Source organism: Kitasatospora papulosa (genome assembly GCF_000717245.1).
In the GTDB taxonomy this organism is placed as follows: domain Bacteria; phylum Actinomycetota; class Actinomycetes; order Streptomycetales; family Streptomycetaceae; genus Streptomyces; species Streptomyces papulosus.
The window spans coordinates 424251-450481 of sequence record NZ_JNYQ01000003.1 but is presented as its reverse complement, the minus strand read 5'-3'; the positions used below and the strand labels follow the sequence as shown (position 1 = coordinate 450481).

The window sequence follows — 26231 nt, the reverse complement described above, 5'->3', positions numbered from 1 at the left end:
CGTCAGCTCTCCAGTACCGCGCGAAGCTCCCACAGGGCACGCCAGGTCGCCGACCCCTGTTCCGCGCGCCTGCGCACCGGACCGTCCCAGTACCCCAGCAACCGTGCCGCGTCGGCGGGATCGTCCTTCCGTACGACGCCGAGCAGATGGCCGGGCAGGAGGGAGAGCACGTCGCGGTCGCCCGGGAAGTAGGCGGTGGCCAGACCCAGGGATCCCGCGACGGACACCGCCTCGGCCGTGCTCATCACCGTGGAGGGACGTTCGACCTCCCAGCCTTCCGCCGAGCGGCCGTCGCGCAGGTCCCGGAAGGCGGTGACGAGCGCTTCGAGAACAGCCTCGTCCACCTGGTAGGCGGCACCCGCGCGTTCGACGGCTGCCCGGGACTGGCGCCGGACGAGTGCGGTCTCGGCGTCCATGTCCCCGATCGGGCCCACCGTCTCGAAGTTGAAGCGCCGCTTCAACGCGGCCGACATCTCCGAGACGCCCTTGTCCCGCAGGTTGGCGGTGGCGATGAGGGTGAACCCGGGAGCCGCGTGCACCTGGGCGCCTTCGGCTCCCGCGAGTTCGGGCACCGCGATCCGCCGTTCGGACAGCAGCGACACCAGTGCGTCCTGGACCTCGGGGAGGCAACGGGTGACCTCCTCGACGCGGGCGACGGCGCCCCGGGTCATCGCGGTGAGCACCGGGGAGGGCACCAGGGCCTGCTCGGTGGGGCCCTGGGCGAGCAGCAGAGCGTAGTTCCAGCCGTACTTGAGCTGGTCCTCCGTGGTGCCCGCGGTGCCCTGCACGGTGAGCCCGCTGGTCCCGCAGACGGCGGCGGACAGGAGTTCGGAGAGCATGGACTTGGCGGTGCCGGGTTCGCCGACCAGCAGCAGTCCGCGCTCGCCGGCCAGGGTGACCACGCAGCGTTCGACCAGAGCCCGTTCACCGACGAACTTCTGCTCGATCACCAGGCGGCGCGGCACTCCGGCGCCGGGCCGCGCGGTCTTCGGCAGGCCGAGCGCCTCGCCCGCACTGCCCATCACGAAGGTGACGACGGCGCGCGGGGTGAGGAGCCAGCCGGGCGGGCGGGGCCCCGAGTCGTGGGCGGCGAGGAAGGCCAGCTCGGTGGCGTACTGCTCCTCGGGCGGGGTGACCTGGCGGTTCTGCCCGCCGGAGACACCGGCGGTGGGCGTCGCCCGGTCCGGGACCCCGTCCGTGCGGGTGCTCCCTGTGGTGGTCGTGGTGTCGCTCGTCATCGGCGGCGGCCCTTCCGGGGTGCGCGGGTTTCCAGTTCTTCGAAAGCGGGGGCGTCGCCGCCCCTGGTCCGCGCCCAGGCCGTGGCGAACAGCTCGGGTACGGGAATGCCGGGCAGGGTTCGGGCGTACCCCTCCACGGGGTACAGCCGTTCCTTCCAGGTCTCCAGCGGCAGACCGGGCGCACTGCGCTCGAGCCAGCCGCAGGGGAGGAACAGGGTGCGCCCGGCACGGGAGCGTTTGGCCTCCACCACGAGGTCGGTGGCCGCGAGCTCCGCCCGGGCCCTCTTGATCCGTGCGGGCTTCCACTCGGTCCAGCGGGCGCAGTTGCGGTCCGTCGGGTCGGGCAGGGCGAGCAGCATCAGATAGAGGGCGGCGGCGTCGGCGCTCAGCCCGAGTGCCTCGGCGGCCTCGGTCACCAGATCCGGCACCGTGTGCGTCGGGTCCTGGGCAGGGTGGTGCGGGGTTCCGTCGGGGGCTCCCGCCGAGACCAGCGCGTCGATCTCCTTGCCCAGCAGGATGCGCAGGGCGCCCAGTTCGCTCATCCGGTACGGCGCGACCGTGCCTTCGACCAGGCCGAACGCCGGGTCCTCGGGGCCTTCCAGACGGGCCGGCCGGACCAGGAGTTTCTCGTGGTTGCCGTGGCCCGCTGCGAGGAGCAGCGCCGCACCGGCCCGGACCAGGCCGTCGGGCTCCGCGCCGCCGGACTCCGGAAGCTGGTGTGCGGCCCGGATCACGGGGCCGATCGAGCCGCCGTCCTCGGTCCAGTCCAGCCCGAGGTCCAGCACCAGGTCCGGTTCGGCGAGGGTGCGGCGCAGGGCCGCGAGCCCGGCGGGCAGGTGCGCCCGCAGGGGGTGCCCGTACGGCACGGTGTAGGCGAGGGTCCGCAGGGCGGTCAGCGCGGTGGAGAGCGAGCCGTGACCGCTCACCCGGCGCAGGACGGGTCGCCCCGTGCCGTCCTCGACGGGAACGCCGTGGCCCAGCCAGGTCGTGGAGGCCGGGTTGAGGACCAGATCGACGGCGCGGGGCGTGGTGCCCGACAGGTCGAGGTCCAGTTCCTCGGGAACACGGACGAGGGAGGCGAGACGTGACCGCCAGACCTCGGCGGCGGCCTGGACGTCCGGGCCCGTGGCCCACAGCTCGCCCGGGTCCCCGGGCAGCAGCGCCTGGGCCAGGGCCTGACGGTCGGCCTGGGGCAGGGCGTTCAGCCGTGCCTGGGCCGCCTCGAAGGCACGGGTCTTCGCCCCGAGCAGACCGAGCGCCTCGGCGCCCGGCTCGTCGACGGCGGCCGACACCAGGGCCACGGACTGGAGGGGCCCGATCCCGGTGGCCGTGTGGAAGGCCTCGGCGGCTTCGGGACGCCAGGGCGCCGGGCCCTGCTCCTTCACCAGGGTGGTGAGCCGGGTGAGCCGGGTGCGGTCGATGCCCTGCCGGTGGACGTGCTCCCGGTCCAGGGTGAAGCCGGGAACGGGACCGAAGGCGCCGGTGGGGTCGTGGTCCAGTGCCAGCCAGCGTGCCGCGTCGTTCCGGGAGTTACGGCCGTGCTGGGCGAGGACCACGACGGTGCGGGCGCCCTTGCGCAGCACCTGGCCGAGCCGGTGCACGGCCTCGGGACGCCCCTGCCCGGACGTCGCGCCGTACGGCTCGATGAGCTCCACCTGCCGGACCGTGCCCGCCGGGTCCGCGAGCGGGCCCTCGGCGAGCGTGTCGAGCAGGACCAGGAGACCTGCGCGGTGCTCGGGCGTGGTGGCCGCCGAGGCTGCCCGGTAGGCCAGTTCGGGCAGCTTGTCGAGCAGGGAGGTCCAGTCCATGGACTGGGCGGGAACAGTGCGTTCGTCACGCTGCCAGCCGTCCACGGGGGCGAACGGAACCTTGGACGGCACGGGCGGACCGAAAGCCGGCTGCCCGCCGAGTACGTGGTTGACGGCGAGGATCTGCCGGATCGTGGTCCACCGACCGGCCGCTCCCCACCAGCCGCCGGACATCCGCTCCGACCCCCAGCCGGTTGCGTGCAGAAGTGTCGTGTCGTCACCGTGCTCGGGCGAACGGTCGGAGAACATGTCCGGTGTCGGCGTGGCGCCCCGCGGCGGGGCGGGCCGAGGCGGTTCCAGGTAGCGGGCGGCCGAGGCGGCCTTGTCCACCGCGTCACGGACGAGCGCGGTGACTCCCGCGAGGAGCCGTGTGTCGGTCACCTCGGGCAGAACCCGGGCCACGGCTTCCAGGCTCACCTCACGCGACGAGGGCCCGGTGTAGTCCTGCACGGCACGGGACGCTTCCAGTTGCCGGACGACCGCGGTGGTGACCTCCTTGAACAGCTCTTCCGCCCGGGAGTCCGCCAGGTTCCGCAACGCGGCGGAGCCCTGCTCGTCGCGGGGGCGCATGGCGTGCCAGTAGGACACGGGAGGGACGTACGGGGTGCCCGCGGCGACGCCGCTCCCCATGGAGCCCGGGATGACGGACCACAGGCCTCCGACGGTGCCCTCGGAGCCGGCCGGGTGCGCCTCGACCGCTCGTCCGGCGAGGGCCATGACGGGGCGTGACCCGCCGGGGAGGGTGAGGGCGCCGAGCGGCACCGGGGAGCCGTCGGGCAGCGGGGCCGGCAGGGTCACCGTGTGGCCGTCGGGGGTGCCCGCGACGGTCCGGTGCCCGTCCGCGGGAGCGGGCAGGCCCGGTTCGGTCACCGTGCGGCGGACCCAACGGCCCAGGACCGTGCCGTCCGTGCCGAAGGGGGTGTTCTCCAGGCCGGGCTGGAGCGGCAGCACCTGGCAGTGTTCGGTGAGCAGCCGGGTGCCCTCCCGCACCCCGGAGTGGAGGAAGGCGGGCAGTGAGGCGCGGCCGTGCGTGCCGCTGACGGGGTCGTACTCCAGCCATACCCGCCGCGTGCCCTGGTGGCCGTCACGCCAGTGACCGGTGCCGTCGGAGAGGACGGCACGCTGCGGCGGGACGGAGGTGTCACCCGCGTGCAGGGCCTTTCCGCCGGTGGCCCGGCCGCCGCCGGGCAGCGGCACGCAGACGTCGTCGGAGGGGCCGGAAGAACCCCAGCGCGGGATCTGCTCACCGGCGACGGTGAACACCTCGACGGGGCGGTGCGACCAGTAACCGCGCTGTTTGCCGTCCTCCCACCAGATGACCAGCAACTCGCCGTCGGTGTAACGGAAGGCAGGATGCCGCCAGTGCTCGGCGGCCGGGGGCAGCCGCAGGGTGTGCCGCAGCAGAACGCCTTCCGGACCGACGACGACGGCGCGTTCCCAGGTGTTCAGGATCAGCGCCGGCCAGGCGCCGGTGACACCGACGCCCTCCGTCCGGTGGCCCCGCTGACGTGTGGCGGCCGCCTCCGTGGCCAGTTCGGCGTACGTCTCGTCCAGTGCGGGCCAGCCCAGTTCGTCGAGGACTCCGGTGCGCAGGGTCGAGGCGAGCAGCGGGACGACATCGTGGGAGTCGAGGAGCCGCACCGCCTCCGGGGCGACCTGAGCGGCCACGGACCGGAACGCCGAGAGCTTTCCGAGCGCGATCCTCAGCCCGGGGAGCCCTTGTGCGGCCGTGTACTCCTCGGCACAGGCGGTCAGCCACTCCCGCAGGATCACGGACAGCACCGGATGCGCCGCCAGTCTCGCCATGCCGGTGTCGTCCAGCCGCTGACTCCGTCCGCCGAGGTCGCCGACGGTCCGGCTCAGCAGGGCACGGAAGACCGGATGTCCGGCGACGGCGGTGAGATCCCGCGCGCCGGGCTCGGTGTCCGTGAGCCAGGAGCCGAGCGGGACGCCGTGGCCCTGCCTCGCGCCCGTGTCCGTGTCGTCCGGCTCGGCGACCGGGATGCCGGAGGCCAGACAGAGATCGAGGAGGTCCAGGTCGGCTGTGCGCTGCCAGCGGCCCTGGAACAGCTCGACGGGGCGCCCGTCCGCGCGCAGCCGGTCCGCCATGCGGGCGACCAGGTCAAGGGTCTGCCGACTGCGGCCGGAGGTGGCCCGGTTGCGTCGGCGGTGTGCCTCCCAGCGGCCGATCCAGTCCGCCGGGGAGACCGACGGGTCACTGACGGCCGAGGAAGCGGAGGTGGCCGGAAGCGCGGTCAGCAGATCCTCGGCGCCCGAATCGGCCAGAAGCACGAGCCAGTCGTGTTCGGCCTCGGTGACCCGGCCGCTCTCGCTGAACGTCTCCGGGAAGAACCCGAGGAGCCGGGCGCGCACGGACGGCTCCCGTCGCGCGAGAGTGACGAGCGCGGGGCGGTAGGCCGTCCAGAACGAGGCGGGGGCGCGGACGATTCCCGGGGAGCCGATCAGATCGGCCACCAGCTCGCGCTCGGCGCTCTCGCGGTCCAGCCCGGCTGCCTTGACCAGAGCGCGCACGTCCTGCGGCAGCGCCGCGTACGGTGGCATGCCTGCGGCGCAGCGCTCGACCAGCAGTCGGCGGAACTGTGCCCAGGCGTTCGCCGGTGCGAGCCGGGCCACCAGGTCGCGCACGTACTGCCGCAGCGCCTTGACGGTGAGCGCGCCGGCGAAGGCGAACTCCAGGAAGACGGCCCGCTGCCGGTCCTCGTCCACCACCAGTCCGTGCACCCGCTCCGCCTCGCGGGCCTTGCCGAAGAAGGAGGCGGCGTAGTTGGTGTTCTCCGCCTGGAGGAAGAGGCGCGCCACCTGCTCGTAGTAGGTGGGGAGGAAGTGGGGCACTGCCCGGCCGAGCCGGGTGCCGAGTGCGTCGAAGCCCTCCTTGGCCGCTCCGGCGCGGCTCCTGGCCTGCCGGCCCAGCCGCTCGATGTCCTTGACCAGGGCCAGGGCGTGGTGGCCGTTGGCCGGGTCGTTGACCAGGGCCCAGGCCGGGAAGCCCAGTGTCTCGCGGCGCACCTGACCCACGACGTGCGTCTCGTCGGTCCGGGCCAGCCCGAGGAACTCGAGTGCCAGGTCCTCGGCTTCGCCGAGCGTGCCGGGCACCAGCCGGACCACGGGGCGGTCGCCGAGGGCGGTGTGCGTGTAGGTGCGGGCGGTCAGCGCGTCGGCGTCCTCCCGGCCGGTGGTACCGGCCGGCAGCACCGCGCCCGCGTCCAGCAGGGCGGCCACGCGGGCCTCGGAGGAGTGGGTGGAGGTGCCTTCGCCGCGTGCCTGGGCGGGAAGGAGCACCGTGTCCGCATCGGTCGTGTTCACGTCGGTGTCCGTCGTCGTTGTCTGGATCGTCGTCGTCTTCGTCGTCGTGGTGCTCATGCCGCCTGCTCCTCGTCCTGCACGTCACGGCCCGCATAGAGCGCCGCCGCCATGCGCATGCCTTCGGACCAGGTGACAGGTCCTACCTCGGCGGACGTCAAAGCCCGTCCCGAGGGGTCGGTCCAGCCCAGCGGGCCCGTCTCCGTGCCGTATTCGTCGTAGCCGTCGTGCTCGCCGATCCAGATGCGAGCCTCGGCGGTGGCGCCGTCCTCGACGACCGGGCAGACCGCGTAACCGCCGCGCGACCGGTATCCGAGCTGGGTGACGCGGCCGTGCAGGAAACGAAGTTCCTTGAACACTCCGCCGGCGTAGGTGTCGACGGAGCTGGTGTCCGGGGCGAGTCCCCGCGGCCGGCGCCACACCTCGCGGAACAACTGCTCCACGTTCTGGCGCACCCCCAGTTCGACCGCGAACTCCCGGAGTTCGTCGAGGTCGTCGAGGAGGACGGGGTGAGGCACTCTCACGATGTCCGGGGTGATGCGGACCGTGTCGCCGTCCAGGTCGACGAGGCCGAGACCACGCGTGGGGTCGACATCGCGCAGGAACCCGGCGACCCCGCCGTCCACACCGGTCACCACCACGTCGCGCAGCGCGGTCTGCCACGCAGGGTCGGGCCACACCTGGGCGAGCACTGCTGTGGGGACGGGCAGCGAACGCACCATCCACTGCTCGACGTCGGTCAGGCACCGGCGTTCGTGCCGCTCCAGCCACTCGGTCAACTGCTGGAGCCCGACGACTGCCGGATCATCCTTCAGTTTGGGCGGAACGGACTTCAGCCGTCGGCCCTTCCCGTTGCGGCACACCACTTTGCCCGCCTCCAGGGCGACTTCGTAGTCGCCCGCCGGTACCCACCCCATGCGCTGTTCTCCCCGTCGATCCCGACGCCGCCGTCCGGCGGCACGTTGATGAGACCCGTCGACGGCGACACACCGTGACGAGTGAGAGAGACTCTAGGCGGACCCAGTGACAATGAGTTCGGGATCCGTCCGCACGGTCGTGCGGGTACGTGCCGCCGGCAGCCGGGAACGGTCCTCAGCACGCCCGGGGTGCACGTCCCGCGCGTCACGGGACCGCCCGCCCGTACCGTGCCACGAGGAGGGAAAAAGGGTCCACCGACCGGTGTCCGGTCACGGAGCCGACGAAAACCGCTGGTGGGCCACGGCGACCGCTGCTACGTTTCCGGCAGCCGTGCGAGAGACCGAGGAGGTGGTACCCGTGAACGCAGTATCCCCATGGGTGCTCCTCCCCGAGGTCACGGTCAGGCGATAGGTCGTCCGGGAGCGCCGTTCCAGTGCACTCCCGAAAGGCACGACCATGCAGGTCACTTCCGAGCAGCCCCTCGACGACAACGTTCTCGAACGCCGGTTCACCCTCGGTGGGATTCCCGGCATCCTGTGGACACCCGCGTCCGCATCCGCTTCCGCACCGGTGCCACTGATCCTGCTCGGCCACCCTCCCCTCGGGCTGCGCACGATGTATCCCCGACTGGTCGCCCGGGCCCTGCGTTCCGCTGCGGAGGGTTTCGCCACGGCCACCATCGAGCTTCCCGGAAGCGGCGACCGGCCCCGTTGGCCCGCGGTCGATCAGGCCCGCGCCGATCTGCGCCGGGCGATCGGGGCCGGCGATCCGGTGAGCGACGGGACCGTCGACGCCCTCATCCTCCCGCTGGTCGACAAGGCGGTCCCGGAATGGCGGACCGCCCTGGACGCCCTTCAGTCGCTACCCGATATCGGCGGACCGTTCGGCTACTCGGGGGGAGTGATCTCCATCGGAGTCCGGCTGGCGGCGGTCGAGCCCCGCATCGAGGCGGCCTGCCTGTACGCCGGGAGTTTCGTGCCCCGCTCCATGTTCGAGGAGGCCCGACGTGTCACTGTTCCGCTGCACGTCCTGCTGCAGTGGGACGACGAGGGCAACGACCGGCAGGCGGCCCTGGACCTGTTCGACGCCTTCGGTTCCGAGGAGAAGTCACTGCACGCCAACATGGGCGGGCACACCGGCGTCCCGCAGTTCGCGGCGGACGCCGCGGTCCAGTTCTTCGGCCGACACCTGAGGTGAGGCCGGGCTGTCATGGCGACAGCGGACGGTGACCGGCACCGGGCGGAACGCCAGGAGCTGTCAGGGGGCCGTCCGCTGTTCGTCGCTGTCCTGGCGGAGCTGGTCGGTGCGGCGGTTGAGCGTGTCGATGCGTGCCGCGAGGTCCGGGTGGCCCGTCCTCAGATGCCGGTGGGCGTCGGTCAGCGGGGCGATCAGAGCGGCCGCGTCGTTGTCGGCGAGTGCGGCGGCGAGGCGGGCGGCCGTGGTGTCGGGGAGATCGGACAGGGCGGTGATCTGGCCGGCGAGCTGTCGCAGGTCCGCGGCGTTGTCCCGGGCCCAGGTGTTGACGGTGCGGTCGGCGGCGCGGTGGTTGCGGGTCGCCTGCACGCGCTGCTCGCCTGTGGCGCCGGGAGTCCCGGGCCGCACGCGCAGGTAGCGGCGTTCGGCTGCCTGTCGGCTGGCGACGCCGAGAGGATGGGCGAGGTCGGCCCAGCTGGTGCCCGCTGCGCGGGCCGCTTCGATCAGGCCGGGCTCCCACCCCGCCAGCTGGTCACGCAGTTCGCGCAGGAGGAGCAGGGCGGCCAGAGCCTGCTCGGAGCTGGCCGCGTCCTCCGCACGCGGTGCGGGCGCCGGTGCCCGGGCGGCGCGCACGGCCTCATCGATGGCGTGCAGGGCTGCCGAGGCCGCGGCGAAGGAGGTGGGATCGCCGGCTGCGGGGAGTGCGTTCATGGGGCTCCTCGTGGTGTCAACCTTTCGGTGACATTGAAGTTGTCATCGCTTGGATGACATGTTACAACAGTGTCAGACGAAGCGCATTGGCAGTTTCTGCCAGACCAGTGGAGGTGTTTCGCAATGTTGATGCGCACTGACCCGTTCCGCGAACTCGACCGCCTCGCCCAGCAGCTCACGGGCGCTTCCGGCACATGGTCCAAGCCGTCGGCGATGCCCATGGACGCCTGGCGCGAGGGCGAGGAGTACGTGATCGCCCTCGACCTGCCCGGCGTCGCGAAGGACGCGATCGACGTCGACGTCGAACGGAACATGCTCACCGTCAAGGCCGAGCGCCGTCCCGTCGTGACGGACGAGAACGTACAGGTGGAGCTCTCCGAGCGGCCCTTGGGGGCCTTCTCCCGTCAGCTGGTTCTGGCCGACACACTGGATACCGAGCGCATCAGGGCCGATTACGACGCCGGGGTGCTGACCCTGCGGATCCCGATCGCCGAGCGGGCCAAGCCCCGCAAGATCGCCATCGGCGACATGCCGCACCACAGGCAGATCGATACCTGAACACGGCGGTCCTCACCTGCCCGCAGGAATCCGGAGTGCGGGGCCCCGTACGTCCTCCCGGCGCTCGACGCCCCGCGTGGCGGTGAACGGATCCAGCCCGCCGTCCACCCTCGGTATGCGCCCGGCGGCGACTCGGCCGCAGCGCGGACCATCCCTCGTCATGGACCGCGCTGCGGCGCACTCCTGAGCGGTCACGAATCGGACACGACCTGATTCGCCGGGACTGTCCCCCGTCGGCCGGGGCACCTGACTGAACGACCTTCCCCCAAGATCAGCTGCGCGGCTGCCGGTGCTTGCCCGGCCACAGGCGGTAGCCGCCCCTCGAGAAGGACCATCGATGCGTTCCATCCACGAACCGACCCGTGCCACGACGGACCTGACGTTCGATCAGATGCTGGAGAAGATCAGATACGAGGGCGCCTATCCCACGCGTGAACGAGCCGAGGCCGTCACCCACGCCGTGCTGTCCGCCCTCGGCCGGCAGCTGACAGGGGACGAACGTGTCGACCTCGCCGCCCGGCTGCCTGTCGAGGCGGCCCGCATCTTCACCGCCCAGATCCCCGCCTCCGAACAGCTCACCGGGTGGGGATTCGTCAAGGATCTCGCCACTCGCACGGGCGGGACCCCCGCTACCGCGCGGTGGGACACCGGGGCGGTCCTCGCCACTGTCGGTCACCTCGCCGGATCCGACCTGCTCGACCGCACTCTCGCCCAACTCCTCCCTGGGTACGCCCTGTTGTTCGGTCGGGCGGAGCTCATCCAAGCCGCATGAGCGGCTCCAGCTGCCCAGACGTTCCCGGCGGACGCCGTCGGCGCCCGCAAGCCCGCTCCTCACATGCGAGACATCAAGTCGCTGTATTTGTGCGGAACTTGGGGGTATCCGAGTGGTGGGCCGGTCCCGAGCGGGACCAGCTCTCCGGATCACTGTCCCGAAGGAGCAGCAGATGACGACACAGTACGGCGACAACTCGACCGGGCAGCAGCCGCACGGCGCACCGCAGCGCCCCGCGAGCGGCAACGTGCTGAGCATCATCGCGATGGTGCTGGGCGTGATCTCGCTGCTCTTCCTGCCGATCGTCTTCGGTGTGGTCGGCCTCGTACTGGCCGTCGTCGCCAAGGTGGTCCGGCACGAGCGGCTTGCCGTGCCCGCCATCGTGGTCAGCGCCGTAGGGCTGATCGGAGGCATGGTCCTCGGGGCCCTGCTGGCCGGCTCATGAGGTGAACGAGCGCCGACTCCGCCTGGGTGGAAGGACGCGTGGCGGTAGCTGATGTCAGACCGGCCGGGGCCCCCGGCCGGTCTTCCGTCCGGTGTCCGGAGGACCCTCGCGGCGCTCCTGCGTCGTGGACATGCAAGGGGCAGGAGCGCGGCGGGGGCGCGGTAGTGCCGGCTCACCCTGCCGGTGGTTGTGCCGCCCGCGGGCCGGCGATCACTTCCCCCAGTCCCAGGAGTCGAAGTACGCGGCCGCGCCGGTCAGCCGGGCCGTCATGACTGCGTCCAGACGAGCGAAGTCCTGCGGCGGCATCAACGGTTCCCACTCCTTCAGCGGAAGGACCCGCACCGCGTCATGCTCGTCCGGGTCCAGCACGATGGACCGGATCTGTTCGTCGGTGAGCCGGCCGCCGTCGAAGACACACCCCGTGGTGCTGAACGGCCAGTCGTCCCCCGGAAGCCCGAAGACCGACGCGAGCAGGCAGGGCGGACCCTCCACTGTGAGGCCGGTCTCCTCGCGGCATTCGCGCTGCGCCGTCTGCCAGGGCCGTTCGCCGTGATCCATCGTGCCGCCCGGGAGCTGCCAGGGGTGCACCTGGGAGTAGGTGGCCCGCAACTGGACCGGCCTGTCGTGCTGGTCGGTGAAGAAGATGAATGCGGACCCGGTCGACTTGGGCACGGTCGACGCGTACTCCTCCACCGGGAGCAGCACGGGCCCGGCCGACTCCTCGATCCGTCGATCGGCGTTCTCCCGCCGCGTCAGCCGCATCGATGCCGGATCGGCGGCGAACCCGAGTTCCCGGTACAGCGGCGTGGCCTCTTCGGCCGCACGCAGTTCGAACAGTGTCGCTCCGTCGGCCTGAAGGCGGTCCAGAAGGGCGGAGAGCAGTTCCCTGGCCAGCCCGAGGCGTCGATACCGCGGGTGTGTGGCGACAGCGTGCACCCGGGCGGCCAGACCGCTCGGACATGCCGGTGCGGGGAGCAGCGGGTGGATCAGGCCGAGTGCGCACGAGACGAGCGAACCGTCAGGGGCCTCCGCGACATGGGCGCGGGCGTCTCCCCCCGAGGCGAGCCGACGGGCCAAGTGCGTACTGGACAAGGCAGCCCGCTCCGCGTCGATGGGCTCGGAGAGAACGAGTTCCGACCTCAGCGCGATGATGCCTTCGGCATCCGAGGGAAAGGCCACGCGGGCCCTCGGCCGCGCGGTGACTGTCGGCAGCCCGGCTCCGGGAGCGGGCAGTACGTCTCGGTTCACGAATCCTCTTCTGTCGGTGAGTTGCACGGGCGGGTGATGTGTGGCGCGCAGCCGGGCCACGAGCCGTCGGCTGAGCTCGGTCCCCGCCGGAACGTGTTCGCGCCGCGGGAGGACGCGGTCCGACGAACGGCGGACGGGGGAGGGGGAGTAGGAGGGGAACGGACCGGGGACGTCCGGTCGCGTTTCGCCGGCCGGGCCACCGGGACCGAGCGAGCGGCGGTTCACTGCGGGCCGCTCTCCACCGGGTCGGGCGCTCCGGTGTGCCCGGGCTGTGAGGGGACGGCCGGAGAGGTGGTCCGGTACTGCGCGGCCTGGGCGGTGAACATCGACCGGTAGACACCGTCGGTCCGGGCCATGAGGTGATCGTGGGTCCCTTCCTCGATCACCTGGCCCTGGTCGAGGACATAGATGCGGTCGGCGTGTGCCGTGGCCGCCAGGCGGTGTGTCACGAGGACCACCGCCCGCCCTTCCTCCTTGAGTGACCACAGGCCCTCGAAAGCGGCGATCTCCGCGTGCGGGTCGAGCGCCGAGGTCGGTTCGTCGACCAGCAGGAAGGGAGCCCCCCGGTACAGACTCCGCGCCGTGCCCAGCTTCTGCCACTGGCCGCCCGAGAGCTGGACACCGCGCTCGTACCCCTTGAAGACGATGGAGTCCCAGCCGTGGCGCAGGCTCTCGATCAGTGCGTGGACACCGGCGGATCGCGCGGCGGCCTTCACCCGGTCCATGTCACGGACACGGTCGCCGGTGCCGATGGCCACGTTCGCGGCCGCGGTCATCTCCCAGCGAGGGAAGTCCTGGGCGAGAAGCCCCACCCTGGCGAAGAGGTCGGCCCGGTCGGCGTCCCGGAGTTCGACCTGCTCGCGGCCGTCGGCGTCCTGCCACCACACGTCGCCGTCCCCGGGGAGCAGCAACCCGGACAGTACCTTGGTCAGAGTGGTCTTGCCGGAGCCGTTCGCACCCACCAGCGCGGTCACCTCGCCGCGGCGCACCCGCAGACTGACGTCCCGCAACGCCGGGGAGTCGGCCCCGGGGTAGGTGTAGGACACGTGGTCCAGGCGGATCTGATGGACACCGGACGGCAGCGGGGTACCCGTGGTGGGGATGGCGTTCTCCGTGGCCAGGGTGATGGCGTCCTCCGTGTCCGTGAGGAACAACAGCTCCTCGTAGAGCCGGTTGACCTGCTGGACGAGCGAGGTCAGCCGCGCCGTCGACGCGCGGATCGCGAGTACCGCGGTTCCGCCGACGGCGAGAGGCAGGGAGCCGTCGGCCAGCAACCACCAGAGCAATCCGTAGCAGGCCAGTGACGCGATGCCCGCGAATCCTCCGGCGATCAGGTCGGTGGAGGCCTGCGCCCGGGCCAGACGCCGCTGTTCCCCCTCGGTCTGGTGGGCCATCTCCTCGTAGCTGTTCAGCAGCTTGGTTCCGGCGGCGTGCACGCGGATCTCCCCTTGCGCCTGCGGGCGGGTCAGGAAGCCCAGGAGGGAGGCGATGGCCCGCCGGTGATCGATCCAGTGCAGCTTCGAGACGTACTCGCGGCGTGCCGAGCTGACCGCGCCCCACCCTTTGGGCAGGGCGATGACCAGCAGCATGGGCAGGAGCATCCAGTGCAGTGACGCCAGTACGACGGCGGCCGCCACCATGGAGATCAGGACGTTGCCGACCCCCACCGACAGCATCAGCATGCTGCGGGCCGAGTCCGTACCGAACCGGCCTGCCTCCAGGACTCGTTGGATCTCGGGGCGCTCGGTCGCCTCCAGCTCCACCCTTGTGACGGCCCTGTAGTAGCGCGCCGACACCGCCCTTTCCACCTGGGGTTCCAGCCGACCGGACATCGCCGTCGACCATGCCGTCAGCAGAGCCGCGATCACCGCTGCCGCGGCCAGCGACGCCAGGGCCGGAAGGGACTCACGCAGCCTCTCGCCCGTCGGGCCCGCAGCGAAGAGATCGGTGAGAACGCTGTTGACCGCCACCAGTCCCCATGCCGCGGTCGCTCCTTGCCCGAGCTGTGCGGTCACCACGCCCGCCATCGCCCGCGGGTCCGCCCGCCAGCCGGTACGCAGCACCAGGGCCACCATGCGCGGAAGCGCGGCCGCCATGTGGCGGAACGACACTCTGGTCAACGGCCCCTCGTGACGCACGAAGGACATGTCGTATCGCAGCCGTCCTCCGTACAGTTCGCGCTCCGCGTCGGAGACGGAGCCCTCCGCTGCCGTGCTCTTCGTGTCCTTCCGGGCGGCGCGGTGTGGTCCGGTGCGTGTCACCGTGCTCCTTCCTGACGGTCGTGGCGGCCTCGTCCAGTACAACGAGTGCCGCGTCTTCTCGAAGGCGTGCCTTTCAGCCGAGCTTCGAACCCGCTCGCGGAGGCCACTCATGGTGCGGGCCGTCGCTCGGTGACCGGGACCGCTGCTTTGCGGACGTGATCGGCCCCTTGCCGATCCTGGCCAGGTGAAGCGGAGTCGCGCTCCGCGCGGGAGGTCGCGACATCCGTACCGCGCGCGGATGTTCCGCGATGCCGCCGCGACGCAGCTTGCTGCGGGAAGGCTGTGCGGGCCGTGGAGGGCACGGTCCGGCGCTGGGCTCCGGTCGTCGCTGCCGGGGGAGCGCGGATTTGCTCCGGCGCTGACCGTGGGCGGGACCGGGAGACGCCGAGGATCCTCCGAAGCGCGGATCCCGTGTGAGCAACGCCCCTTTCCGGCCTCTCAGTAATGACAGGGGCATGATAAACGCGATGGGGTGGGCATAGTCCTGAGGTCCGGAGAGAACCCGCGACCGGCCGCCTGGCCGACGCGTGTTCTCCCGCTCTCGGCTCCGAGTGGACCCGAGTTCCCCATCAGCGAAGGGACACCGATGCCGCACTCCTTATGGTTGAAGGCAGCCGGCACCGCCGCCGCGATCGCCCTGGCCACAGCAACAGCGGCGCACGCCGCGCCCACGCCGGAGCCCGCCACGGCGGTGGGCGCGGCAGCAGTGGTGACACTCCGCTACGACGACAGTCGCGCAGGCGGATGGGAAGCGGCGATCGCCGCCGGGGTCGCCTCGTGGAACCAGAACGTCAGCAACGTCAAACTGGTCGAAGCCGCACCTGGCGCCCGGGCCGAGATCCAGATCGTCGCGACCAGCGGCTGGCCCCAGGCGACGCTGGGCCCGGTGCGCCCGGGCGGTCAGGTGCGCGTGGAGCTCGGCAGTCAGGCTGTGTCCGAGGGGCACGACAAGACCCGCATCGCCGCCCACGAGATCGGGCACAGTCTGGGCCTGCCCGACACCAAGCCCGGCCCGTGCAGTCAGTTGATGTCAGGGTCGAGCGCCGGCATCACATGCAAGAACGCGGTTCCGAACGCGACTGAACGAAGCCGCGTCCAGTCCATCTACGCGAACGGCCTCACCTCGCGTACACCCGCAGCCGGGCGGACCCTGGTGGACGCTCCCTAAGGCCGGTAGGTGGCAGCGGCCGAGCTGGGACTTCCGGTGGACGGGAACGTCCGCTCCGTGACGGTCATGACCCACCGGAAGTACTCGCGCCTCGGCCGCTCGTACCGGAGAGACCGGGCGGTGGCAGTGGGCGGCGCCCTGCGCATGAATGCAATTCAAATACCGGTATAGTAATGACGGTATAGTTATTGGTTGCATGAGAAGGGCGCCACATGATCGAGATCCTCAACCCCACCCTGCTGGCCCGGGCCGAAACCACTGGCGCCCTGGTCGGTGACATCCTGCAGACGCTGAGGACCCGAAGCACGATCGGCGCGAACCTTCTCGACATCGACCGGTGGGCCGAGAAAATGATCGTCGAGGCGGGGGCGTCGTCCTGCTACGTCGACTACGCGCCGTCCTTCGGGCGAGGCCCGTTCGGCCACTACATCTGCACGGCTGTCAACGACGCCGTGCTCCATGGGCTGCCGCACGACTACACGCTCGCCGACGGTGATCTGCTGACCCTCGACCTCGCCGTCTCCAAAGGGGGAGTCGCCGCAGACGCCGCCATCAGCTTCATCGTGGGCGAACCGAGGTCCCCGAAGGACGTAGCGATGATCGACGCGACCGAACGCGCGCTCGCCGCAGGGATCGCCGCTGCCGGGCCCGGGGCTCGGATCGGCGACATCTCCCATGCCATCGGCACGGTTCTCGGGGAGGCGGGATACCCGATCAACACCGAGTTCGGGGGGCATGGCATCGGGTCGACGATGCACCAGGACCCGCACGTCGCGAACACCGGGCGGCCCGGCCGCGGATACAAACTGCGTCCCGGACTGCTGCTGGCGCTCGAGCCGTGGGTCATGGCGGACACCGCTCAGCTCGTCACGGACGCCGACGGGTGGACGCTCCGGAGCGCGACGGGTTGCCGCACGGCGCACAGCGAGCACACGATCGCCATCACCGACGACGGAGCCGAAATCCTCACGTTGTCGAAGTGAGCACGGGGTGAGGCCACCTCCCCGCGCTTTCGGGACCACGGGGGTTGCGGTGGTGAGTGCCGGCGGCCCGGTGTCCACATCAAGGTTGATTCGGGGCGGAGCGCTCTGGTGATCGAGGGCGACCGGCAGGGCTTGACGGCCCTGACTGACACTTCGGTCGATCGCGAGGGTGGACGACGGTGGGCACCAGCACATCCAGTACTTCCCGGACCACTACTACCTTGCCGCTGGGTCACTGGCCATGGCCGTGAAGAGTATTCATGTTGGCATGCCGACTCGACGGCCACCCCTTAAGCCGGTCGGATCCTGGCTCTTCCCTCCACCGGAACCCCATGGACGATCCTTTGAGGCGGAGTTTCCGGTGTCGGCATCGCGTCGGCCACCGACAGCTTCTGTCGATGAAGGTCCGTGTGCACGGCACGTTGGCCGCGAGCGGCTCGCTGGCGACCGGAGCGCGGTGTCGCCGGTTTGTCAGCGGTGGCCGTACGTGCCCGTCACGCGTGCAGGGCCTTCACGCCGTGCACGGCTGCGTACTCTGCCGCAAGCCAGGGGCCGAGATCGGCGATGAGCATTCTGAGCACCGCCGGATCGGGCGAAGGTGCGCGACCGACGGCTGCGGCGACGCGCATCTGCTCGGCTCGCTCGGGGTAGTAGCCGCCGAAGAGTTCGGCGGACTGGTCGAGGTCACTGGTCCAGCCGCCCCAGCTGGGCATGATCAGAGTGAAACCTGTACGGACCGTGCGTCGGCCTACGGAACGGCTGAGGATCCGGCGATCTGCGTCAGTGGTGGCTGCGGCGGCCTTGGCGCGCCAGCGCGGCAGCACATGGGCGAGGTCACCGTTGGTCTCCCGTGCGAGCAGGGTCGTGGGGCGGTAGCGAGGAAGCTGCGCCGCGAGGTCCGGGCCGAGTAGCGGTGTGCAGAGGCAGGCGATGAAGAATCCGCCGTCGTGCCGTTCGGCATCGCTGAGCAGGTGCTTTGCGCTGGTCAGCAGGATGCCGGCACCGTCGATCTGAGGAAAGGCTTGGTCGAGCTCGCCTTCGATCGCTCTTGCGTCGGAGCGATCGCCAACGGTGGGCTCGTTATGGAGGACGAGCTGGAGGTCGAGGTCGGATACCCCGGGAGTGGCGGTGCCACGAGGGATGCTGCCGTAGACATAGGCGCTGTGCAGGCGCGCACTGTCGAACGTCGCGGCGACATGAGCGCGTGCCGCATCGACGACGGGCGTGAATGGTGCCGGTACCCGTTCCAGTGCGCCTTCGCGTGCAATGGTTCCGTCGCGGTCCAGGCCTCGTTCATACATGGGGCCACTGTGCCCTCTGTCGCTGCACACTGCCGAACTGAGTTCTCGAGGTGTGGGGGCAGGGTGGTGACGACCTGTTGTGGCGAGTTCTGCGGCACTTGCCACGGCGGGTACTCAGGTATGGCAGACACGCGGAAGCCGACGGCAGGTGCGAGGTCCGTCGATCCTGCGCTATAGTCGATCTTGAAGGCGCGGCCACTTCGGTGGTGCGGTTGCCTGTGCGTTGGTCGTCCAAGGAAAGACGCCCCGCTTCCTGCGGGGAAATGCAGGTGCAAGGCCTGCCCAGCGCTCCATGTGAAGCCTCGTTCCTGTTGCGACAGGGGCGAGGTTTTCTGCTTGTCCGCGGCCTTGTCGGACGTCGGTCCCTGCAGGGGCGCTAGCGTCGGTTCCCATGATCCTATGGCTCAACGGAACCCACGGCGCAGGCAAGACCACCACCAGTGCCCTAGTGCAGCAGCTGATCCCCGATTCCCGGGTGTTCGACGCCGAAAAGGTCGGCGAGACCCTCATGGACATCAAGCCGGCGCTGCCCTGGACGGGCAACTTCCAGGACTGGGAACCCTGGCGGCCGCTGGTCGTCGAGACCGCCCGCCGCGTGCTCGAATACACCGGCGGCACTCTGGTGATGCCCATGACCGTCCTGGTCGAGCAGTACTGGCGCGAGATCAGCTCGGGTCTCGACCAGCACGAGATTCCGGTGCGGCACTTCGTTCTCCACGCCGACCAGGACACACTCCGCGGGCGCATCGAGGGGGACACGGATCTCGGTCCCTCCACCTTCCGTCTCGCCTACCTCGAGCCCTACGCCGAGGCGGCTCGCACGTGGCTGCACGGTGAGGCCGAGGTCGTCGACACCACGCACCTCACGCCCGCGCAGGCCGCCCAGCAGATCGCGGAGGCCGTCAAGGCGTGAGGTGTCCGCCCGCCGGGCCTCGCCACAGATGGCTCAAGGGCCGCCGTGCGACCGCGTGGGACAACGGCGTGTCTCACCGATGGCAGGCCGACCGTCTCGCCAGGTGGGTAACGAGCCCAACTGGTGTCGGGCGCCGTCGCCGACGTGCTCGGCAGCGCCTCGACCGCCGTCGCCGGGCACTCACCTCGGGACAGGCCTGAGGCCCGCCCCAGGACTACGGCTTGCGGCCGACCGCCACGTAGCCGGCACTGATGATGTCGTCCTGGCCCGCCACCGGATCGCCGAGCTCGGGGTGCCACGCCTCGGCCGCCACGATGCCGGGCTCCGCGATGTCGAGCCCGTCGAAGAAGCGGGCGAACTGGTCGCGGGTGCGGGGCGCCAGGGTGAGGGTGTTCGCCTTGTACATCTCGTCCACCTTGCGAGCCGCAGCCGGGTGGAAGTCCGCAGTGAGATGGGAGATCACCACATGGCTGCCCGGTGCGAGCACCTCGGTCAGCCGGTCGACCAGCTCGTAGGCGCCGTCCTCGTCGCTCACGAAGTGCAGCAGCGAGATCAACGAGAGCGCGACGGGCTGAGTGAAGTCCAGCGTCTTGCCCGCGTGCTGGAGGATGGCGTCCACGTCGCGGGCGTCGGCCTCCACGTAGTCGATGGCACCCTCCTCGGTGCCCTTCAGCAGGGCCTCCGCGTGTGCCAGGACGATGGGGTCGTTGTCGCAGTACACGACCCGGGTCGTGGGGGCGGCCTGCTGGGCCACCTGGTGGAGGTTCGGTTCCGTGGGGATACCCGTGCCGATGTCGAGGAACTGCCGGATCCCCTGGCCGGTCAGCCATCGGGTGGCGCGGTGCATGAAGGCGCGGTTCACCTTGGCCATGACCGGGATCCCGGGCTCCGCGGCGAGCATCTGCCGGCCCATCGCCTCGTCGACCGGATAGTTGTCCTTGCCACCGAGGAACCAGTCGTACATCCGGGCGGGATGGGGTCTGCTGGTGTCGATGCGCAGGGTGGAGGCATCGTTCTCCGGTCGGGACATGGCGAACTCCTGGGTATGCGCGACAGCGGTTGATCGGCTTGCGAACAGAATAGGGAACGTACGTGCCAAGGATGGTCGCCAGAGGCCAACTCCGCTGTCGAGGTGCGGTACTTCGCCGTGGATGTCACCTACGTTCCGTGGCGTGGCGTGGCCTGCTGGGCGGCCGGGGCGCCGGGCCGGTGGGGGAGCGGCGACCGGGAACCGGTGGGGGGCGGTGGGCAGTGCCACCGCCCCCACCGGCCGTGTGTCTGTCGGGTGGTCAGGTGGTGGTGCAGGTGGCGGTGGGCCAGGTCCAGTTGCCGTTGGCCTGGATGGTGGTGCCCCAGGTGTTGCCGTTGCCGTTGGGCTGGGCGGTGAGCGTCTGCGCGTCGGGATAGGTGGCGGTGGTGTTCCAGGTGGAGAGGACCTTGGCGGGGGTGGGGATGCGCATGGTGACGGTCCAGTTGCCGGAGCCCGCGACCGTGACGTTGAGGTTGTAGCGGTCGCTCCACCTCTGGCCGGCGGTCACCGTGACGGTGCAGCCGTTGCCCCCGCCACCGCTGCCGCCCCCGTCGGGAGCCACGGCGCGGCCGGTCTGCGGGGAGATCATGCCGGCACACAGCCCCCGGCTCGCCAGTCCCTGTGCGATGCGCGGGATGGCCGCGAGCGTGTTGGCCGGCCAGTCGTGCATGAGGATGATCTGGCCGTCGGTGAGCCGTGCGTTGGCCTGCACGATCGCGTCGGTGCTCGCGTTGTTCCAGTCCTGGGAGTCGACGTCCCAGATGATCTGGGTCAGGCCGTACTTGGCGGCTGCCGCCCGCACCGTCGCGTTGGACTCGCCGTACGGGGGCCGGAAGAGTTTCGGCGTGCCTCCGCCGCCTGCGGCGATGGCCTGCTGGGTGCGGGAGATCTCCGATTCGACCTGTGCCTGGGTCTGCTGGGTCAGATGCGGATGGGTGTAGCTGTGGTTGGCGACCCACATACCGGCGTCCACCTGCGCCCGCACCTGAGCCGGGTTGGAGGCGGCGTACTGGCCCTGGTTGAACATCGTGGCCCGCAGTCCGTTCTGCTTCAGGGCGTTGAGCAGGGCGGGGGTGCTGCTCGACGGGCCGTCGTCGAAGGTGAGCCCCACGTAGCCGTTGCAGGCGGCAGCCGTCGCTGCGTGGGAGGGCGGGGTGTCGACGACGGTCGTGGCCGTCGCGGCCGTCGCGGCGACGGCCAGTGCCGTGACCACGTGTCGTAAGGAAGGGCGTGTTCGCATGCGCATGGGGTCGGTCCTTCGATTCGTCGCCATGGCGACGACGTTGCGGACGGACCGTGTGAACCGCTCGTGCGTGCGGCTCGTCGGTCGTGCGGATACGTCGTTCATGTGCGTGTTCTCCTCCTCGTCCTCATGAGGCCGGGTGGGGGATCCGGGCAGCGCGGAACGCCCCTGTGTGACAGGTGCCGCGTGAACAGGTGAAGACAGCGATCGAGCGTCGGCGTCGTGCGCCCCGGCCGGCCGTGACCGGTCGTCGTACTCGGCGTCCGGCCCGGATACCGGGTCCGGGTGGATCCGGATCGACGGTGATCCGTGCCTGTGATTCATGTCCGTCGACGGCGAACAGTGTTGAACCGACACCGCCGGGTGTCAATGGTTTCGGCAAAGATTACGAAACGGTCGATTTCTGTGGCGGGTGTCGGAGCGCTGCATAAGTGCAGATCGTGGGCGTCGCGTACGTTTGCGAAGAGGTGTGAACGCGATGCTAGGTGCGGTTCTTCTCGACTGTCGTGCCGAATCGAATCGAAAGTTTCGATACTCCGCCCGGAGGACGTGATGCGGTCGGTCGGAGAGGCTCCGACCGACACGACGGGAGCGGGCTGCGGCGGTTCCGTACGGAACCGCCGCAGCCGGCCCGGAGGTGGATCGCGCCGCCTCGTGTCAGCCCTCGCTCACCTCCTTGAGCGCGATGTTGAGCTCCAGGACGTTGACCCGGGGCTCGCCCATGAAGCCGAGGGTGCGTCCCTCGGTGTGCTCGGCCACGAGTTTCGCGACGCGCGGGACAGGAAGGCCGTTCCGCTCGGCGACCCGGTGGATCTGGAGCTTCGCGTAGGCCGGGGAGATATGAGGGTCCAGACCCGAGCCGGAGGATGTCACCGCGTCCGCCGGCACGTCATCGGCCCGCACCCGGTGGCCCGGGGTGGAGTTGTCCGCCACGACCGCCGCCTTCGCCTCCGTCACCCACGTGACCAGATCGGCGTTGTCGGCCGCGCGGTTGGTGGCGCCGGAGAGGATCAGTGAGTACCGGGGGTTCACGCTGTTGCTGCCCAGGCCGTTCGAGGGACGGGGCTGGAACCACTTGAGGTCCGGCCTCGCGCTCTCGTCCGGGTCGTCGGGGTCCAGCTTCGGCAGGTCGTACCTCTGTCCGATCAGGGCCGATCCGACGGTGTGCCCGGTTCCGTCACCGACCTCGGAGCCGTTGGCCCTGCCGCTGAAGAACGCCTGGGCGACGCCCGTGACCGCGAGAGGGTAGAGGACTCCGCAGAGGACGCTCAGGACGAGCAGGGCACGCAGGCCCGCCCCCAGCAGTCGGGCGGTGTTCTTGAGGGAGTTGTTCATGGCGGATCAGCCGTTTCTTCTTCAGGAGAGCCCGGGAATCAGGGAGAGGAGCAGATCGATGGCCTTGATCCCGATGAACGGGGCGACCAGGCCGCCGAGTCCGTAGATCCCGAGATTGCGGCGGAGCATCGTGTCCGCGCTGGTCGGCCGGTAGCGCACCCCCTTGAGGGCGAGCGGTACGAGGGCGACGATGATCAGGGCGTTGAAGATGACGGCGGACAGGATCGCGGATTCCGGCGACGCGAGCCCCATCACGTTCAGCTTGTCCAGGCCCGGGTACACCACCGCGAACATGGCCGGGATGATCGCGAAGTACTTCGCGACGTCGTTGGCGAGGGAGAAGGTGGTCAGGGCCCCCCGGGTGATGAGCAACTGCTTGCCGATCCCGACGATCTCGATGAGCTTGGTCGGGTCGGAATCCAGGTCCACCATGTTCCCGGCCTCCTTGGCGGCCGAGGTGCCGGTGTTCATCGCCACGCCGACGTCCGCCTGCGCGAGCGCGGGGGCGTCGTTGGTGCCGTCGCCCGTCATCGCGACGAGCTTGCCGCCCGCCTGCTCCCGCTTGATGAGGGCCATCTTGTCCTCGGGGGTGGCCTCGGCCAGGAAGTCGTCGACGCCCGCCTCCTCGGCGATCGCCTTGGCGGTCAGGGGGTTGTCGCCCGTGATCATGACGGTCCTGATGCCCATGCGGCGCAGTTCGTCGAACCGCTCCCGCATCCCGCCCTTGACGACGTCCTTGAGGTGGATCACGCCCAGGACGCGGGCACCTTCCTCGTCCTCCACGGCGACCAGGAGCGGTGTCCCGCCCGCCTCCGAGATCCGGTCCGCGAGGAGGCCGGCGTCGTCGTCGACGCCGCCGCCCCGCTCCCGTACCCAGGCGACGACCGAACCGGCCGCGCCCTTGCGGGCCTTGAGGCCGTCCACGTCCACACCCGACATACGGGTCTGAGCCGTGAAGGCCACCCAGGTGGCCCGGGCGAGCTCACCACGGTGGCGTTCGCGAAGGCCGTACCTCTCCTTCGCGAGCACCACGACCGAGCGGCCCTCCGGGGTCTCGTCGGCCAGCGAGGACAACTGTGCCGCGTTCGCCAGCTCCTCCTCCGTCACCCCCTTCACCGGTACGAACGCCGCGGCCTGCCGGTTTCCCAGCGTGATCGTGCCGGTCTTGTCGAGCAGCAGCGTCGAGACGTCACCCGCGGCCTCCACCGCGCGGCCCGACAGGGCGAGGACGTTGCGCTGGACCAGCCGGTCCATGCCCGCGATCCCGATCGCGGAGAGCAGTGCGCCGATGGTCGTCGGGATCAGGCAGACCAGCAGCGCGGTGAGCACGATCAGGGACTGCCTGGCACCGGCGTACACCGCCAACGGCTGGAGCGTGACGACGGCGAGGAGGAACACGATGGTCAGCGAGGCGAGAAGGATGTTGAGCGCGATCTCGTTGGGGGTCTTCTGCCGGGCGGCGCCCTCGACCAGGGCGATCATCCGGTCGATGAAGGTCCTGCCCGGTTCGGTGGTGATCCTGACGACGATCCGGTCGGAGAGCACCTTCGTGCCGCCCGTCACGGCGCTGCGGTCGCCGCCGGACTCCCGGATCACCGGGGCGGACTCGCCGGTGATGGCCGACTCGTCGACGGACGCGACGCCCTCGACGACGTCACCGTCGCCGGGGACGATGTCGCCCGCCTCGCAGACGACCAGGTCACCTACGCGCAGTTCCGTGCCGGGTACGTCCTTCTCGTCGCCGCCCTCCAGACGGCGGGCGACGGTGTCCGTCTTCGCCTTGCGCAGGGTGTCGGCCTGGGCCTTGCCGCGGCCCTCGGCGACCGCCTCGGCGAGATTGGCGAACACCGTGGTCAGCCACAGCCAGGCGGCGATGGCCCAGCCGAACCAGTCACCGGGTTCCTGGAGGGCCAGCAGGGTGGTGACCACCGACCCGACCAGCACCACGAACATGACCGGGGACTTGACCATCACACGCGGATCGAGCTTCCGCAGCGCGTCCGGGAAGGACCTGAGCAGCTGCTTCGGGTCGAAGAGGCCCCCGCCGACACGGCCCGGAGGCGCGGTATCAACGCCGGACAGGTCCTCGTGCGGAGCACGGGTGGAGGTGGGGGTGCTCATGAGGCGAGCCCTTCGGCGAGCGGACCCAGCGCCAGCGCCGGGAAGTAGGTCAGACCGGTGATGATGAGGATCGTGCCGGCCAACAGCCCCGCGAAGAGGGGCTTGTCGGTCCGCAGGGTGCCCGCCGTGTCGGGGACGGGCCGTTGCTCCGCGAGCGAGCCGGCCAGTGCCAGCACGAACACGATCGGCAGGAAGCGGCCGAGCAGCATCGCGATGCCGATGGTGGTGTTGAACCACTGCGTGTCGGCGTTGAGTCCGGCGAAGGCGGAGCCGTTGTTGTTCGCCCCGGAGGTGTAGGCGTAGAGGATCTCGGAGAATCCGTGCGCACCGCTGTTGGTCATCGAATCGGCCGGGGTGGGCAGTGCCAGTGCCACCGCCGTGAAGCAGAGGACCAGCGCCGGGGTGATCAGGATGTAGCACGCCGCGAGCTTGATCTGGCGGGTGCCGATCTTCCTGCCCAGGTACTCGGGTGTGCGGCCGACCATCAGGCCGGCGATGAACACCGCGACGACCGCCATGATCAGCATGCCGTAGAGGCCGGAACCGACGCCGCCGGGCGCTATCTCACCCAGTTGCATGCCGAGCATGGTGATGCCGCCGCCGAACCCGGTGTACGAGGAGTGGAAGGAGTTGACCGCACCGGTCGACGTGAGGGTGGTCGCCACGGCGAAGATCGAGGAACCGCCGATGCCGAAGCGGGTCTCCTTGCCCTCCATCGCTCCGCCGGCCAGCTCCAGTGCCGGGCCGTGGTGGGTGAACTCGGTCCACATCATCAGAGCGGTGAACCCGATCCAGATGGCGGCCATGGTGGCGAGGAGCGTGTAGCCCTGGCGCAGGTTCCCGGTCATACGGCCGAAGGTGCGGGTCAGCGCGAACGGGATCAGGAGTATCAGGAAGATCTCGAAGAGGTTGGAGAAGGGAGTCGGATTCTCGAAGGGGTGGGCCGAGTTGGCGTTGAAGTACCCCCCACCGTTGGTCCCCAGCTCCTTGATGACCTCCTGCGAGGCGACCGCGCCGCCGTTCCACTGCTGGGTGCCGCCCGTGAACTGCCCGACCTCGTGGATGCCGGAGAAGTTCTGGAGGACGCCGCACGCCACCAGCACGACGGCGCCGACCACGGAGATCGGCAGGAGGATGCGCACGGTGCCGCGCACCAGATCCGCCCAGAAATTGCCCAGTTCGCCGGTGCGGGAGCGCGAGAACCCGCGTACGAGGGCCACCGCCACGGCCATCCCGACCGCGGCCGAGACGAAGTTCTGGACCGCCAGGCCGCCCGTCTGGACCACGTGCCCCATGGCCTGTTCGCCGTAGTACGACTGCCAGTTGGTGTTCGCCACGAAGGACGCCGCGGTGTTGAAGGCCTGGTCCGGATCGATCGACACGAAGCCGAGCGAGCCGGGAAGGACTCCCTGGAAGCGCTGAAGGGCGTAGAGGAAAAGGACACTCACCGCGGAGAACGCCAGTACGGCGCGCAGATACGCGGGCCAGCGCATCTGGGCCGAAGGATTGGCTCCGACGGCGCGATAAATCCATTTCTCGGGCCGGTAATGCTTTTCCGACGAGTACACGCGGGCCATGTGGTCGCCGAGCGGGCGGTATGCCAGGGCGAGCGCGGATATCAGTGCGAGCAATTGGAGCGCACCAGCTGTTACGGGGCTCATGT

Annotated in this window: 19 protein-coding genes; 7 read left to right on the top strand and 12 right to left on the bottom strand. The window is 70.3% G+C overall.

Annotated elements, in window-relative coordinates; translation table 11 throughout:
- Nucleotides 1-2: 2 nt before the first annotated feature.
- Genes IA22_RS0110445 through IA22_RS0110435 form a run of 3 tightly spaced genes read right to left on the bottom strand, consistent with a single transcriptional unit; the run spans nt 3 to nt 7284 of the window.
- Complete coding sequence (locus tag IA22_RS0110445) at nt 3-1238, bottom strand: ATP-binding protein (RefSeq protein WP_015576009.1); 1236 nt, start codon at nt 1236-1238, stop codon at nt 3-5.
- The gene (locus tag IA22_RS0110440; protein ID WP_030123423.1) at nt 1235-6427 is read right to left on the bottom strand and encodes a hypothetical protein; all 5193 of its coding nucleotides are present in this window, start codon (nt 6425-6427) and stop codon (nt 1235-1237) included. The genes IA22_RS0110445 and IA22_RS0110440 overlap by 4 nt, the downstream gene beginning before the upstream one ends.
- Nucleotides 6424-7284, bottom strand: a complete 861-nt coding sequence (locus IA22_RS0110435; protein WP_015576007.1) for a DUF4132 domain-containing protein — start codon at nt 7282-7284, stop codon at nt 6424-6426. Before IA22_RS0110435 ends, IA22_RS0110440 begins: the two co-directional genes overlap by 4 nt.
- A gap of 457 nt (nt 7285-7741) precedes the next feature.
- On the opposite strand from IA22_RS0110435, the gene IA22_RS0110430 reads away from it, so the two are divergent.
- On the top strand, nt 7742-8482 hold the full coding sequence (locus IA22_RS0110430) for an alpha/beta hydrolase (protein ID WP_015576006.1): 741 nt from the start codon (nt 7742-7744) through the stop codon (nt 8480-8482).
- Between the two features lie 60 nt (nt 8483-8542).
- Here IA22_RS0110430 and IA22_RS0110425 read toward each other — a convergent pair whose 3' ends face one another.
- Nucleotides 8543-9190 (bottom strand): hypothetical protein, encoded by a 648-nt coding sequence (locus IA22_RS0110425; protein ID WP_015576005.1) that lies wholly within the window; start codon nt 9188-9190, stop codon nt 8543-8545.
- Between the two features lie 123 nt (nt 9191-9313).
- Here IA22_RS0110425 and IA22_RS0110420 point away from each other — a divergent pair, with 123 nt between their 5' ends.
- The 3 genes from IA22_RS0110420 (at nt 9314) to IA22_RS0110410 (ending at nt 10965) form a co-directional block, all read left to right on the top strand.
- Nucleotides 9314-9748 carry an Hsp20/alpha crystallin family protein gene (locus tag IA22_RS0110420; RefSeq protein WP_030123422.1) on the top strand — a complete coding sequence of 145 codons (435 nt, stop codon included), beginning with the start codon at nt 9314-9316 and terminating at the stop codon, nt 9746-9748.
- A gap of 337 nt (nt 9749-10085) precedes the next feature.
- A complete protein-coding gene (locus IA22_RS0110415; RefSeq protein WP_030123421.1) occupies nt 10086-10520 on the top strand; it encodes a DUF2267 domain-containing protein in 435 nt (144 codons plus the stop codon).
- A gap of 172 nt (nt 10521-10692) precedes the next feature.
- Complete coding sequence (locus IA22_RS0110410) at nt 10693-10965, top strand: hypothetical protein (RefSeq protein WP_014157830.1); 273 nt, start codon at nt 10693-10695, stop codon at nt 10963-10965.
- 210 nt (nt 10966-11175) lie between these two features.
- On the opposite strand, the gene IA22_RS35150 is transcribed toward IA22_RS0110410, so the two are convergent.
- Both IA22_RS35150 and IA22_RS0110400 read right to left on the bottom strand, forming a co-directional pair.
- Nucleotides 11176-12213, bottom strand: a complete 1038-nt coding sequence (locus IA22_RS35150) for a bifunctional GNAT family N-acetyltransferase/NUDIX hydrolase (RefSeq protein ID WP_030123419.1) — start codon at nt 12211-12213, stop codon at nt 11176-11178.
- 221 nt (nt 12214-12434) lie between these two features.
- The gene (locus IA22_RS0110400) at nt 12435-14474 is read right to left on the bottom strand and encodes an ABC transporter ATP-binding protein (protein ID WP_030123418.1); all 2040 of its coding nucleotides are present in this window, start codon (nt 14472-14474) and stop codon (nt 12435-12437) included.
- 586 nt (nt 14475-15060) lie between these two features.
- Here IA22_RS0110400 and IA22_RS0110395 point away from each other — a divergent pair.
- Entirely contained in the window at nt 15061-15642 is a 582-nt protein-coding gene (locus tag IA22_RS0110395; protein WP_015575999.1) for a snapalysin family zinc-dependent metalloprotease, read from the top strand.
- A 212-nt stretch (nt 15643-15854) separates the two neighbouring features.
- Nucleotides 15855-16625 (top strand): type I methionyl aminopeptidase, encoded by a 771-nt coding sequence (map, locus tag IA22_RS0110390; RefSeq protein ID WP_030123417.1) that lies wholly within the window; start codon nt 15855-15857, stop codon nt 16623-16625.
- 494 nt (nt 16626-17119) lie between these two features.
- Here the strand turns inward: map and IA22_RS0110385 are convergent, their stop codons facing one another.
- A complete protein-coding gene (locus IA22_RS0110385) occupies nt 17120-17926 on the bottom strand; it encodes a nucleotidyltransferase domain-containing protein (protein ID WP_030123416.1) in 807 nt (268 codons plus the stop codon).
- A gap of 391 nt (nt 17927-18317) precedes the next feature.
- Here IA22_RS0110385 and IA22_RS0110380 point away from each other — a divergent pair, with 391 nt between their 5' ends.
- Nucleotides 18318-18839, top strand: a complete 522-nt coding sequence (locus IA22_RS0110380) for a P-loop nucleotide/nucleoside kinase family protein (protein WP_030123415.1) — start codon at nt 18318-18320, stop codon at nt 18837-18839.
- A 214-nt stretch (nt 18840-19053) separates the two neighbouring features.
- Here the strand turns inward: IA22_RS0110380 and IA22_RS0110375 are convergent, their stop codons facing one another.
- The 5 genes from IA22_RS0110375 to kdpA form a co-directional block, all read right to left on the bottom strand.
- Nucleotides 19054-19869 carry an SAM-dependent methyltransferase gene (locus IA22_RS0110375; protein WP_014157837.1) on the bottom strand — a complete coding sequence of 272 codons (816 nt, stop codon included), beginning with the start codon at nt 19867-19869 and terminating at the stop codon, nt 19054-19056.
- Between the two features lie 259 nt (nt 19870-20128).
- Nucleotides 20129-21109, bottom strand: coding sequence for a polysaccharide deacetylase family protein (locus IA22_RS0110370; RefSeq protein WP_081889798.1), 981 nt, complete (start codon nt 21107-21109; stop codon nt 20129-20131).
- A gap of 660 nt (nt 21110-21769) precedes the next feature.
- Nucleotides 21770-22447, bottom strand: a complete 678-nt coding sequence (locus IA22_RS0110360) for a potassium-transporting ATPase subunit C (protein ID WP_030123413.1) — start codon at nt 22445-22447, stop codon at nt 21770-21772.
- A 21-nt stretch (nt 22448-22468) separates the two neighbouring features.
- Nucleotides 22469-24568, bottom strand: a complete 2100-nt coding sequence (gene kdpB / locus IA22_RS0110355; RefSeq protein ID WP_030123412.1) for a potassium-transporting ATPase subunit KdpB — start codon at nt 24566-24568, stop codon at nt 22469-22471.
- Nucleotides 24565-26229, bottom strand: coding sequence for a potassium-transporting ATPase subunit KdpA (gene kdpA / locus IA22_RS0110350; RefSeq protein ID WP_014157841.1), 1665 nt, complete (start codon nt 26227-26229; stop codon nt 24565-24567). Before kdpA ends, kdpB begins: the two co-directional genes overlap by 4 nt.
- Nucleotides 26230-26231: the final 2 nt, after the last annotated feature.